Source organism: Collinsella sp. i05-0019-G5 (assembly GCF_042851345.1).
Taxonomy (GTDB): domain Bacteria; phylum Actinomycetota; class Coriobacteriia; order Coriobacteriales; family Coriobacteriaceae; genus Collinsella.
This window is the reverse complement of the sequence record NZ_AP031421.1, coordinates 949,127-962,603: the sequence shown is the minus strand read 5'-3', so window position 1 is coordinate 962,603 and position 13,477 is coordinate 949,127. Positions and strand designations below refer to the sequence as shown.

General features: G+C 60.6%; 10 protein-coding genes. 6 read left to right on the top strand and 4 right to left on the bottom strand.

What is annotated here, in order from left to right:
- Positions 1-21 precede the first annotated feature (21 nt).
- A complete protein-coding gene (gene arcA, locus ACGHIZ_RS04290) occupies positions 22-1,263 on the bottom strand; it encodes an arginine deiminase (protein WP_006234281.1) in 1,242 nt (413 codons plus the stop codon).
- A 551-nt stretch (positions 1,264-1,814) separates the two neighbouring features.
- On the opposite strand from arcA, the gene ppk1 reads away from it, so the two are divergent.
- The 5 genes from ppk1 (at position 1,815) to ACGHIZ_RS04265 (ending at position 7,979) form a co-directional block, all read left to right on the top strand.
- A complete protein-coding gene (ppk1, locus tag ACGHIZ_RS04285; RefSeq protein WP_117745919.1) occupies positions 1,815-4,223 on the top strand; it encodes a polyphosphate kinase 1 in 2,409 nt (802 codons plus the stop codon).
- Positions 4,224-4,336: 113 nt separating this feature from the next.
- Positions 4,337-5,650, top strand: a complete 1,314-nt coding sequence (gene rlmD, locus ACGHIZ_RS04280; RefSeq protein WP_390449398.1) for a 23S rRNA (uracil(1939)-C(5))-methyltransferase RlmD — start codon at positions 4,337-4,339, stop codon at positions 5,648-5,650.
- A gap of 105 nt (positions 5,651-5,755) precedes the next feature.
- Entirely contained in the window at positions 5,756-6,298 is a 543-nt protein-coding gene (locus ACGHIZ_RS04275) for a DJ-1 family glyoxalase III (RefSeq protein ID WP_055287259.1), read from the top strand.
- Positions 6,295-6,876, top strand: coding sequence for a nucleoside triphosphate pyrophosphatase (locus tag ACGHIZ_RS04270; RefSeq protein ID WP_117745917.1), 582 nt, complete (start codon positions 6,295-6,297; stop codon positions 6,874-6,876). The genes ACGHIZ_RS04275 and ACGHIZ_RS04270 overlap by 4 nt, the downstream gene beginning before the upstream one ends.
- Before the next feature lie 101 nt (positions 6,877-6,977).
- Entirely contained in the window at positions 6,978-7,979 is a 1,002-nt protein-coding gene (locus ACGHIZ_RS04265) for a P1 family peptidase (protein WP_117745916.1), read from the top strand.
- A gap of 372 nt (positions 7,980-8,351) precedes the next feature.
- Here ACGHIZ_RS04265 and ACGHIZ_RS04260 read toward each other — a convergent pair whose 3' ends face one another.
- A complete protein-coding gene (locus ACGHIZ_RS04260) occupies positions 8,352-9,383 on the bottom strand; it encodes a glycosyltransferase family 2 protein (RefSeq protein ID WP_390449393.1) in 1,032 nt (343 codons plus the stop codon).
- Complete coding sequence (gene glf / locus ACGHIZ_RS04255) at positions 9,376-10,578, bottom strand: UDP-galactopyranose mutase (RefSeq protein WP_390449390.1); 1,203 nt, start codon at positions 10,576-10,578, stop codon at positions 9,376-9,378. The genes ACGHIZ_RS04260 and glf overlap by 8 nt, the downstream gene beginning before the upstream one ends.
- A 231-nt stretch (positions 10,579-10,809) precedes the next feature.
- Here glf and pta point away from each other — a divergent pair, with 231 nt between their 5' ends.
- Complete coding sequence (gene pta / locus ACGHIZ_RS04250) at positions 10,810-11,790, top strand: phosphate acetyltransferase (protein WP_006234296.1); 981 nt, start codon at positions 10,810-10,812, stop codon at positions 11,788-11,790.
- 352 nt (positions 11,791-12,142) lie between these two features.
- On the opposite strand, the gene ACGHIZ_RS04245 is transcribed toward pta, so the two are convergent.
- Positions 12,143-13,321: an acetate/propionate family kinase gene (locus ACGHIZ_RS04245; protein ID WP_138374492.1), complete on the bottom strand. Its 1,179-nt coding sequence runs from the start codon at positions 13,319-13,321 to the stop codon at positions 12,143-12,145.
- Positions 13,322-13,477: the final 156 nt, after the last annotated feature.

The window sequence follows — 13,477 nt, the reverse complement described above, 5'->3', positions numbered from 1 at the left end:
CTGTACGGGTCCTGAAAGACCTTAGAGGTCCTCGCGCCAGAAGGGCATGCTCATGCAGCGCGGGCCGCCGCGGCCGCGGGAGAGCTCGGCGGAGGGCACGACGAGAAGGTCCAGGCCCTCCTTGTACAGCACGTCGTTGGTGACGGTGTTGCGGGCGTAGACGCAGATCTTGCCGGGCTCGACGCACAGGGTGTTGGAGCCGTCGTTCCACTGCTCGCGGGAGGCCGCGATCGGGTCGCCGCCGCCGCAGGGGATCAGCTTGACCTGGTCGACGCCGGTGGCGTCCTCCAGGACGTGCTCGAGGGTGTCCTCGATCAGGCGGATGTTCACGTCGCCCGGGTTCTTGCCGGCGGTCAGCTCGTAGACGCGCAGGGTGCCCATGATGGCGGGGTGGATCGTGAACTTATCGACGTCGATCTGGGTGAAGACCGTGTCGAGGTGCATGAAGGCGCGCGAGACCGGGATGTCGAAGGCCAGGATGCGCTCGACCTTGGAGTCGGAGTTCCAGAAGATGTTCTGGGCCATGACGTCGATCGCGGCGGCCTGGGTGCGCTGGGAGATGCCGACGGCGAGGGTCTTCTCGTTGATGTTCAGCACGTCGCCGCCCTCGGTGTGGAACTGGCAGTCGCGGCGGAAGTACAGCGAGACGTCCTTGTAGTCGGGGTGGTACTTGAAGACGTACTTGCCGTACAGGGTCTCGCGGTTGCGGGTGACCGAGTACATGCGGTTGAGGTTGACGCCCTCGCCGACGACCGCGAACGGGTCGCGGGTGAAGTAGAGGTTGGGCATCGGGTCGATGATCAGGTCGGACTCGGACTCGGAGTTGACCAGGGAGTCGAGGGTCGTGGACGCCGTGAGGGGCATGTCGATCTCGGACTTGGTCATGCCGGCCATGGTCTTCTTGACGAACTCGAGGTTGTCCTCGATGGAGTCCAGCTTCTCGCGGACGATCTGCGGCATGTGCTGGCCGCGGATGCCGGCCTCGGCGATGTACTGGTCGGTGAACTCGGCGCGGGCGCCGGGGACCTGGTCGAACACCTCGGCGACGAGGTTCTCGAGATAGAGGACCTCCACGCCCTGGTCCCTCAGGATCTGGGCGAAGGTGTCGTGCTCCTGCTGCGCGACCTCCAGGAACGGGACGTCGTCGAACAGGAGTCGCTCGAGCTCGTCGGGCGGCAGGTTGAGGAGCTCGTCGCCGGGACGGTGCAGGCAGACCTTCCTGAGCTTGCCGATCTCGGAAGGCACGTGCAGACCTTTCGTCATGGCCTCCTACCTTTCTTTCGGGCCTTACTGGCCGAATGTATCAGCGCCCCTCCGTATGGGACGCTGCTTGCTGACAGCTCTAGTTATATCCAAAAACCACCTGCAATTCCACCTCGCCCCCGAACGGTCAGCAAAGTGCGATGAACGGTATATCTCATATGATTCCCCCATGATGCACTTCGGTTCTCTAAAGCAGGTTTTCAAAGGTAAATGTTCTTTTTTCTAAGGAATTAAGCTAGATTGCACAAATATTTTCATGTTTAGGAATTGCATAGCTAAAACGGTTTTCTGCATATATATGTCGTTTGTTCATGATTCAATTTGGATTCGATTATATTCAGCTCGCAATCATTCTTATTCATACATCCTCACCAATTGAGTATGGATATAGATTGTTTCTAAACGAGTTGGGCAGTTAGTTGCATGCCTTGGCAGCGTAAGAAGTAGGTAAAGATACCGTTCACGCAATACGTCCGTGCCACAGGTCGACTAAATTGAGACAATAGTGAATAGTGTTAGGCTACCGTCCCCTGTGGGGACTGAACGGACAGATGCATATGCCGAGCAAAATCGAAAAGAAGCAAGCCGCCGCAAAGCTGCGCAAACCGCCGCGCGACTTCTCATACACGCAAAACCGAGAGCTCAGCTGGCTACGCTTTGACAACCGCGTGCTCGACGAAGCCTTCGACGAAACCGTTCCGTTATTCGAGCGACTAAAGTTCGTCTCGATCTTCGAGTCCAACCTCGATGAGTTCCTCATGGTGCGCGTGGGCGGCCTGTCCGATCTGGCGGAGCTCAAAAAACAACCTGTCGACAACAAGAGCAATATGACCGCCTCCGAACAGGTCGATGCTGTCATGGCCGAAATGCCCGGGCTCCTTACCCGTTGGGAGTCCATCTTTAAGAGCATCGAGGGCAAGCTCGACACCTTGGGCGTTCACCGCGCCCACATCGATTCGCTTACGCCCGAGGAGCGTACCTTTGTAACCCGCTACTTCCAGGCCTACGTGTCGCCGGTCATCTCGCCGCTGGTCATCGATCCTCGCCACCCCTTCCCCAACCTGCGCAACGGCGCGCTCTATCTGGCCTGTGGTCTGGACGGCGCCACCGACGAGGAGAGCCTACTGGGCCTTATCGAGATTCCCGCCTCGATGAACCGCGTGGTCGAGATCCCCTCGCCCACCGGCACCTACTCCTACATCTTGCTCGAGGACGTCATCCTCGCCTGCCTGGACAGCTGCTTTGGCTCCTATAAGCCGCTGGATCGTGCGCTGATCCGCGTCACCCGCAACGCCGACATCGATCCGGACGGCGAGGGCGTCGAAGAGGAAGAGGACTACCGCCAGCACATGAAGCGCATTCTCAAGAAGCGCCTGCGCCTGCAGCCGGTAGTGCTCGCGGTCTCGGGGTCGCTCGAGAAGGCGACGCTCAAGACTATCCGCAAGGCGCTCGAGCTTTCGCGCCGCTCTGTCTTTACCTGCGATATCCCGCTCAACCTGGGCTACGTCTTTGGCATTGAGGGCAAGATTCCCGAGCACCTGCGCAACGAGCTCCTCTTTACGCCGTTTAAGCCACAGCCCAACCCCACCATCGACATGACCCGCTCCATCCGCGAGCAGGTGCTGCAGCACGACAAGCTGCTCTTCTACCCTTACGAGGCCATGAATCCGTTCCTGGATCTGGTACACGAGGCAGCCTACGATCCCGAGTGCATCTCGTTGCGCATCACGCTCTACCGCGTGGCCAAGCAGAGCCGCCTATGCGAGTCGCTGATCGATGCCGCCGAGAACGGCAAAGAGGTCACGGTGCTCATGGAGCTCCGCGCCCGCTTTGACGAGCAGAACAACATCGAGTGGGCCGAGCGTCTGGAAGAGGCAGGCTGCACCGTCATCTACGGCTCCGAAGGCTTTAAGTGCCACTCCAAGATCTGCCAGCTCACCTATCGCGAGGGCATGGCGCTCACCCGCCTCACGCTTTTGGGCACCGGCAACTTTAACGAGAAGACGGCCAAACTCTACAGCGACTTTATGCTCATGACAGCCCATCCCGGCATCGGTGAAGACGCCAACCTGTTCTTCCGCAATCTGTCGCTGGGCAACCTGCGCGGCGACTACCGCTTCCTGGGTGTGGCGCCCGTCGGACTGAAACCGCTCATCATGCGCGGGCTTGACCGCGAGATCCAGCGCGCCCTTGCCGGCGAGCCCGCCCGCGTGTTCTTTAAGCTCAACTCACTGACCGACCGCGAGGTTATCGACAAGATCGCCGAGGCATCGTGTGCCGGCGTGCGCGTAGACATGATCATCCGCGGCATCTCGTGCCTCAAGCCCGGTGTTCCGGGCAAGACCGAGAACGTGCATGTCCGCTCCATCGTCGGACGCTTTTTGGAGCACGCGCGCGTCTATGCTTTCGGCGTGGACTCGGACATGATTTACCTGAGCTCGGCAGACATGATGACGCGCAACACCGAGCACCGCGTGGAGATTGCCTTCCCCGTGCTCGACCCCACCTGCCGCGCTCTGGTGCACGAGTACATGGGCATGCAGCTGCGCGACAACGTGAAGGCCCGCAGCCTCACGAGCGACGGCACCTGGGTCCCCGTGGAGCGTGCAGAGGGTGAGAAACCCTTCAACTCACAGGAAGCCCTGCTGGAGCGCGCCTATCGCAACGCCGAGGCCGCGCCCGAGCCCGTCATTGAGGCGGAACCTGCCTCCGAGGCCGAGCCGCAGCCAGTAGCACCCAAGGTCCAAGAGGTCCAGGCGACCGTCATTGAGCCCGAGCCTGCACCTGCACCTCAGCCCGATCCGCAGGTCACCAAGCCCGCACCCGAGACGAGCGCCCGTCGCGATAAGCCCGCTGGCAAGACCAAGGCCATCGAGCGCCATCGCCCCGGCCGCGTGCGCATGGGCCTGGGTCTGATCGGCCTGGGTCTTAAGACGCTCATTACCGGCAAGACGAAATAGTCGTTTGTAGAAGCAGTTTGTAGAAGCGCCCCGCATTTGAGGAAAGCCTCGGATACGGGGCGCTTTTCCCTGCTACCATGGTGCGAACAACAACGCGAATGACAGGCAGGAATATGAAGCTCACTATAGAATCGATGACCTACGGCGCCGACGGGCTGGCGCACGCCGACAACGGCAAGGCCGTCTTTGTGCAGGGTGCCGTGGCAGGCGACACCGTCGAGGCCGAGGTCGTACAGGACGGCAAGTCATTCATGCGCGCCCGCACCACCGAGATTCTGGAGCCAAGCCCCAATCGCATTCAGCCTCCCTGCCCCTTCGTGGGCATCTGCGGCGGCTGCTCGTGGGGCAATCTCTCACGCACGGCACAGCTCGCCGCCAAGGAGCAAAACCTGCGCTCCACGCTCGAGCGCATCGGCAAGTTCGCTCCTGAGCTGGCAGATGAGTTGGTACAGCCCATCTGCCACACCAAGGACGACTGGGGCTACCGCAATAAAATCGAGCTCGAACCGACCGTCGTCAACGGTCGCGTGCGCCTTGGCATGCACGGTGTCGACCCCAGCAAAATCGTGACCGTCGATATGTGTCCGCTGTTCGATAAGCGCTTCCCGAAGGCACTCAAATCGGTCGTCGGCGCACTCAACTATCTAAGCGGCAGCCATGACTTGGGGCTCGAACGCGTGGGCATTCGCGCATCGCGCCGCACCAAGGCACTCGAGGTCGCACTCTGGACGCCCACAGGCTCTTTTCCGCGCTCGCAGGTCTCCCGCGTGCTGGCGGACGCCGCTCATCCTACGAGCATCGTACGCGTGATGAGCAAGGGCGAAAAGAAGGCCCGCCGTGTCTCCAAGGTCGAAATGCTCGCCGGAGAGGGCTCATGGACCGAGAATATCGCCGAGGATCAGATGCGCTTGTCTGCCCCGTCTTTTTTCCAGGTCAACACCAAGGGTGCCCAGATTTTGATCGATCTTGTCATGGAAGCGCTCGACCCGCAGGAAGACGAGCTTGCCGTGGACCTGTACTGCGGTGCCGGCACCTTTACCCTGCCGCTCGCCCGCCGCTGCGACTTTGTCGCTGCCGTCGAGGCCTACGGCCCCGCCGTGCGCGATCTACGCCGTAACCTGGAAATCAACAAGCTTGATAACGTCGACGTCATTGGCGGAGACGCGGTGCGCGAGTTCCCCGACCAGGATGCCGACATCTTGGTGGTCGACCCGCCGCGCGCAGGCCTCGCCCCCGAGGCGATCGGCCTTATCGCCAGCACGAGTGCCCGCGATGTCGCCTACGTGAGCTGCGACCCGGCCACCCTGGCGCGCGATCTCAAACGCTTTGTCGAAGAAGGCACCTTCTCCCCCGTAAAGATCACGCCAGTCGACCTGTTCCCACAAACCTTCCACTGCGAGACCGTCGTCCACCTTAGGCGCAACTAGCCGCTTAATCATTGCTCAGAAAATCATTGGGAAATCGAGCGTGGCAAGCGGAGGTCTTCGGGGTATAAGACGGCTAATTGTATGCCGCCTATGAAAGGAACCCTCATGCCCAGCGTTGCCGTTCTCGCCGCCGATGGCTTTGAAACTATTGAATGCTTGACCATGGTCGATGTCATGCGTCGCGGCGGCGTGCGTGCCACGCTCGTCTCGATCATGCCCACGCGCGAGGTCGTAAGCTCGCTGCAGATCCCCGTGACCTGCGATGCGCTCTTTGATGAGATCAACTTTGACGAGTACGACTGCGTCGTGCTGCCCGGCGGCCTGCCCGGTGCCACCAACCTGCGCGCAGATCAGCGCGTCTGCGACGTGGTCTGCGAGTTCGCCGCAACCAAGCACGTCGCCGCCATCTGCGCCGCCCCGTTTATCCTGGGCGAGCTCGACCTGCTCGAGGGGCGCCATGCCACGTGCTTCCCTGGCTTTGAGAAAAGCTTCCCCGAAGGCGCCTATACCGGCGAGAAGGTCACGCAAGACGGCAACATCATCACTGCCAGCGGCATGGCACAGTCCCTCCCCTTTGCATTGGAGCTGCTGCGCACGCTCGCCGGCGACAAGGCCGTCGAGAAGGTCGCCGAGGGCATCCAACTATGATTTTGGCTTCGCAATCGCCGCGCCGCATAGAGCTGATGCGCGAGGCAGGCTACAACATTCGCGTGATTCCCGCGGATATCGACGAAACGCCCTTTGATGGCGAGGCCCCGCTCACGCTTGTCGAGCGCTTGGCACGCGCCAAGGCGGCTGCCGTTGCTGCCGAGCATGCCGAGCCCAATGAGCTAACGGTCGCGGCCGACACCATCGTCACCTTTGACGGCAAGATTCTGGGCAAGCCGGCAACCGAGGACGAGGCGCGCACTATGCTCCGTGAGCTTTCGGGCCGCACGCACCAGGTCGCAACCGGCGTCTGCATCGTTAAGGCAGGCGATACGGCCGCCCCGCATGCCGCCGAAAGCCTGTCCTTTGTCGATGTGACCGACGTGACGTTCTACGAGCTCACCGACGAGCAGATCGAGCACTACGTCGCCTCGGGTGAGCCCATGGACAAGGCCGGCGCCTACGGCATTCAGGGCACAGGAGGACGCATGCTCGTGCACGATATTTCGGGCGACTTCTATAACGTGGTGGGCCTACCCATCGCCCGCGTCGCGCGCGCGATTCAAAAACTCTCGTAATTGCATCTGGCGCTGGGTATCCCCCGGCGCCTACAATTTTGGCGTACCGTACGGATCCCGACCGGGCACAAGGCGCGGCGGAAAACCGATAGGAGTTAAACATGGATACACTGCTCGAGGCCATTGACGTCTGCGATGTCGATGGCTTTTGCTATGGCAACTATACGGACGAGGAGGCCGGCACCGGTTGCACCGTAATCGTGGCACCCGAGGGCGCCACCGGCGGCGTTGACGTTCGCGGCGGTGCTCCAGCATCGCGCGAAACCGACCTGCTGCGACCCGAGAACACCGTCGACAAGGTCCACGCCGTCTGCCTTTCGGGTGGATCGGCCTTTGGCCTCGAGGCTGCAAGCGGCGTCGCTCGCGAGCTTGAGAGCCGCGGCATCGGCCTTCCCGTCGGCCCCACGCAGGTGCCTATCGTGTGCTCCAGCTGTATCTTCGACCTCGCCTTTGGTAACCCCACCGTGCGCCCCGACATTGAGGCCGGCATCGCCGCCGTGCGCGAAGCACTCGACCACACCCCCACCAAGCTCGAACAGGGCAACGTAGGCGCCGGCACGGGCGCTACCGTGGGTAAGCTCATGGGGCCTGCCACCTGCATGAAGGCCGGCCTTGGAGCTGCCGCCGTGGCACTCGGCCCCATCAAGGTGGGCGCCGTGGTCTCGGTCAACGCCTGCGGCAACGTTGTCGACCCCTTCACCGGCGAGTGGGTCGCCGGCATGCGCGCCGCAGCCGATAGCGACCAGATCGTCGACATGGAACTCGCAGCCTTTGCCGCCGCCGGATCCATGCAGATGCCGCTCGACCGCACCAACACCACCATCAGCTGCATCGTCACCAACGTGGAACTCACTAAGGCACAAGCCACCAAGGTCTCCCAGATGGCCGCAGACGCCTACGCACACGCCATCCGCCCCACACACACCACCAACGACGGCGACACCATCTACACCCTCGCCAGCGGCAAACTGGGCGCCCAGGCAAGCGCCGCCGTTCCCCTAGACCTACTGGGCATGCTCGCCGTAAGGGCCCTACAGACCGCCATCGTAAACGGAGCCAAAACCGCCAAAACCTCCCACGGCATCCCCGGCGCCGCGAAGTAGCCTAACCTGACCGGTTGCCCGGTGGGGCTTGGTTATGTTTGCTGCTCTACAGTCCTGGCTCGCACGAAGAGCACATTAAGTGCTCTTCGGCTCGTGCGGAACTCGCGACAAACATAACCAAGCCCCACCGGGCAACCTACCAACCAGATTCTTTTCAGCCCAGGCCCCTGTGTACCGCGCGTCGAAGATCTTCAAATTCAAATAAACTGACAATCGATTCTTATAGCAGAGGCCCCTTGGCCTTTAGTTTGATACAAGTTCCGCACGAGCCGGAAAGCACTTAATGTGCTTTCCGTGCGAGCAGGACTGTTCGCAGTAGCAAACTAAAGGCCAAGGGGCCCAGTCAACCTATCAACAGCGATTACTCAGCAGCTAGTTGAATTTGAAGATCTTTGAGGCAAGACGGTATAGGCCGAGTGTGGTTTTGTCTCCGGCCCGTCCGCGCAGATTGGTGAAGAACCCGACCACGCCGTAGCGGGCACGACGATACATGCGCTCGTCGTAGGCCTTCAAATCATTCCACAGCATCTTTAGGCGCTCGTCGGCGCAATCTTCCTCGGAAAGCTTGGTGAGCACCGAGCAGATCGCCATCATCATGGTGAAATAGCCCATCATGTACGAGCGCAGACGCGACGACTCAACATCGCTGCACAGGTGGTACGACTCCATCATGATGCGCGTCACACGGAACTGCTGGTCCAGACGCTTGACCATCGTGGCCTCGTTGACACTCTGGCCCTCGCGACCGATAAAGTAGCGATAGAGGTCGATGTCGGCGTAGTACATGGTCTTGCAACGCGGCAGCGGCACGTAGGCGTAGATGTTGTCCACATAGAACGTGTGCGCCGGCATGGGAAGGTTGGACTCGCGCAGCACATCCGTGCGATAGCACAGGCTGTGCATGAGTAGGTTCTGGTCCAGGCGGAAATGACCGATCTGATCCCAGGAAAAGATCTTTTTGCGCGGCAGGGCAAATTTGTAGCCAATAGCGGTATGCGTGCCCTCGTAAACCTTCTCGTACACGTAGTTCGAGATAAACAGGTCAACGCGCTGGTCACGCTCTTCAAAGCCACGCAGAATCGACAGCATAGTCGAAAGAGCCGCAGCATCGAGCCAGTCATCCGAGTCGACGACCTTGTAGTAGGTGCCCTGTGCCTCGCGCAGACCCGAAAGGACGGCAATACCGTGGCCGCCGTTCTCCTGGTGCACCGCGCGAATGATACCGGGATAACGTGCCTCCCACTCGTCGGCCTTATCGGCCGTCTCGTCCTTGGAGCCGTCGTCCACTACGATAATCTCGATATCGGTGGCGTAATTGCTCCCCTCCAAGATGGAGGTGATGCAATGGTCCATGTCCTTGGCGGCGTTATACGAGGGAATACCGAATGTTATGACTTTATGCATGGCAGGCGATAATCTCATCCGAAAGATCGAGGGCGGAATTGGTCACAGCGTCCATATCGTAGTAACGATACTCGGCCAGACGACCCACCGGGTGGAAGTTCGTCAGGTTCTGGACGCGCTCAAGATAGCGCTCATAGAGCTCACGGTTCTCGGGCTCAAGAATGGCGTAGTACGGCGTCTCGCCCGAGCCGGGCGTATAGGCCTTGGAATACTCCTTCATGATGGTGGTCTTGCCGGGCAGGATCTGACCGGTCATGTTCTTGAACTCGGTAATGCGCGTGTAGTCCTCGCTCGTGGTGTAGTTGACGGTGCCCACGGGCTGGAACTGGTCCATATCGAGCGTCTCGAACTTCATGTCGAGCGTGCGGTACGGTAGCGCGCCCAGATCGAGATTGAACAGCTCATCGAGCGGACCGGTGTAGACGATCTCGCCACCATAGACCTTGCCGTCGATCTTGACGGTAGTCTCGTCGATTTCAAAGGGGTCACGGGCGTCCACGTCGCAGAACACGTCGATCAGGTCGTGGTCGAGCATGTGCTCAAAGAGCGCCGTGTAGCCCTCCTGCGGCATGCCCTGGAAGGGAGCTTGCGGGAAGTAGCGGTCATCATCGCCCACAAAGACGGGAACGCGGCCGGTGATCGAGGGATCGATCTGATCGGGCGTCTGGCCCCACTGCTTCATGGTGTAATGCAAAAAGACGTTCTCGTAGACGTAATCGGCGACCTCGGCAAGATCCGGGTCGTTCTTCTTACGCAGCTCCATAATGGGCACCTTGACATCCTTGCCAAAGGTCTCCACGAGCTTCTGATACAGCTCCTCGCCGCGCTCGTCACCAAAGGCGAGCTTGAGACTCGCATGGTTGAAGGGCACGGGCATAAGGGTACCGTTGATGTTGGCGAGCACCTTGTGCTGATAATCCGTCCACTTGGTAAAGCGCGACAGGAAATTGTGCACGCGCTCGTTAAAAGTGTGATAGATATGCGGACCGTACTCGTGGATCAGGATTCCGGCCTCGTCAGTGCAGTCATAGGCATTGCCCGCAATGTGGCTACGGCGCTCCAAAACGGCAACACGATAGCCGATGGTCTCGGCAAGACGGCGGGCGCAAACGGCACCGGCATATCCAGCACCGACGACAATCATGTCGTACGCGCCGGCGTTAAAGCCTTCAGGCAGGCCTGAGGTAATCTGCATCGATACTCCTTGTCAAAAGCCACGGGCTCGTTAGCTGGGCTTTTCTCGAACATTCTTCGAGACATATTTATCAGAGCGATTATAGCGCTAATGCGTCCTATAATGAGCTTGCCACACAAGGAAAGCTCAAGCACCGCGGCGTACATAATTGAAAGGTAAACCCGCTAGCAGCGGGTTTATTCGTGAACAGCCGGGTGCCTGGAGCTTAGCGAAACGCTTGTAAGGAGTAACATGAGCGATTTCCTAAACCGTATGAAGTCTGCCGCCAAGGCCGACCTTAAGACGATCGTCCTGCCCGAGGGCGAGGATCCGCGCACTATCGTCGCGGCCACCAAAATCATCGAGGAGGGCCTGGCAAAGATCGTCATCCTGGGCAACCCCGACGAGATCAACGTTCCCGGCGCTACCGTCATCGACCCGCGCAATGCCGAGAAGCACGAGGAGTACGCGCAGAAGTTTGCCGAGCTCCGCGCCAAGAAGGGCGTTACCATCGAGCAGGCTCGCGCCCAGGTGATGGACGCCACCTACTTTGGCACCATGATGGTCAAGATGGGCGATGCCGACGGCCTGGTCTCCGGCGCCTGCCACTCCACCGCCGACACCCTGCGCCCCGCGCTTCAGATCCTCAAGACCGCCCCGGGCACCAAGCTGGTCTCGGCCTTCTTCGTGATGTGCACCGACACCCCGCAGTTCGGCACTGACGGCACGCTGATCTTCGCCGACTGCGGCCTCAACATCAACCCGTCCTCCGACGAGCTCTCCGAGATCGCCATCGCCTCCGCTCACTCCTGGTCCACCTTCATGGGCAACGTTGAGCCGCACGTGGCCATGCTCTCCTACTCCACCATGGGCTCCGCTGGCGGCGAGGTCGCCAAGAAGGTCCAGGAGGCTGTGAAGTTCTGCAAGGAGAAGGCTCCCGAGCTCGCCATCGACGGCGACCTGCAGCTCGATGCCGCTATTGTCCCCACCGTCGCCCAGCTCAAGGCTCCCGGCTCCTCCGTTGCCGGCAAGGCCAACGTGCTCGTGTTCCCCGACCTCGAGGCCGGCAACATCGGCTACAAGCTGGTCCAGCGCTTCGCCGGCGCCGACGCCTACGGCCCCATCCTGCAGGGCATCGCCAAGCCGGTCAACGATCTGTCGCGCGGCTGCTCTGCCGACGACATCGTGGGCGTCGTGGCCATCACCGCCGTCCAGGCTCAGATGGCTGAGTAGCGGACGCACTCCCCCGAAGGCCGTACGGGCTAGCCCCTGAAAACGTCCTCGACCAATGAAACGCCCCCGTTCTGCTCCTTCGGAGCTACGAACGGGGGCGTTTCTGGTCTGCGGGATGTTTTCAGGGGCTAGCCCGTACGGCCTTCTACCACTACGTAGTATTCAGGGCATCTGGAGTGGACGGCGGCTTGGCTACGGGCTGGGGCTGAGGATCTGAATGGATGGGTGTCATTGCCGAGAGCGCAGGCGTTGCTGGTGGCGATCACTTTGGAACTGGAATTTCCGCCTGCCAGCAAAAAGGCCTCCGGAGCTGTTGCGCTGGAGGCCTTTCGTTTACTTGCAAATGCGTGCGTTAGTTGTTCTTGGTCAGACGCTCGACGTCGTGGGCGATCATGTATTCCTCGTCGGTGGGGATGACCATGACCGTGACGGCGGAACCGGCGGCACTGATAACCTGCGGGCCGTTGCCCACAGCCTCGCGGTTCTTGTTGTTGTCGATGCGTACGCCCAGCCACTCAAAGCAGTCGCAGAAGGCCTTGCGGATCGACCAGTCGTTCTCGCCGATGCCGGCGGTAAAGGTGATGGTGTCCACGCCCGCCATGGAGGCGATCATGGAACCGGCCTGCTGCATGGCCTTGTATGCGAACATATCGAAGGCGAGCAGGCAGCGCTCGTCACCCTCGGAGGCGCGCGTACGGATGTCGCGGGCGTCGTTGGAGATGCCCGAGATGGCAAGCAGACCAGACTGCTTGTTCATCATGTCGTCGACTTCCTGGTAACTGTATCCGCCCTCGCGCTGCAGGTAGCACACGGTGGCCGGGTCAATGGAACCACAACGGGTGCCCATCATCAGGCCGTCGAGCGGCGTGAGACCCATCGTGGTGTCGCGGCACACGCCGTCCTCGATAGCAGCGAGCGAAGCACCGTTGCCCAGATGGCACGAAAGCAGGCGGTGGCAGCGCGAGCCCAGGATCTCCTTGGCCATCATCCACTCGTAGCGGTGGCTCGTACCGTGTGCGCCGTACTTGCGCACGTGATACTTGTCGCACACGTCCTTGGGCAGCGCGTAGGTGTAGGCGACCTCGGGCATGGTCATGTGGAACGAGGTGTCGAAGACGGCCACGTTGGGCAGCTCCGGATACTTCTCGCGGCAATATTCGATTGCCGCGGCCTCGCCGTAATTGTGCAACGGAGCGAGCGGGGCCACCTCAAGGATCTTAGCCATGACCTCATCGTCGACGACCGCGGAATCATCGAAGTGCCAGCCACCCTGAACGATGCGATGCCCAATGCCATCAATCGTAAAGTCGGTCTTCTCGAGCTCCTCGAGCACGCGAGCGATAGCAGAGCGATGATCGGGGAAGGGGACCTCCTCGGTCTGCTTGGCGCCACCGTTCTCGGAGTGGCCGAAGATGCCCATGCCCGATCCGATACGCTCGCAGTTGCCCTTGGCGAAAACCTCGCGGGTATCGGTATCCAAAAGCTGATATTTAAGGCTTGAGCTGCCGGCGTTGACAACAAGTACGTTCATGAGACTCCTTTGCAGTGCAATACGGTCGACGCAGACCCCTTAAGGCGGCCGCATTTTAATAAGAAGTTATCACAACTTAATAAATAGCTATCAGGCATATCGCCCAACGAGCATAAAAGGGGGGCCGAACGGCGCTCGGTCGTCCAGCCCCTCCCC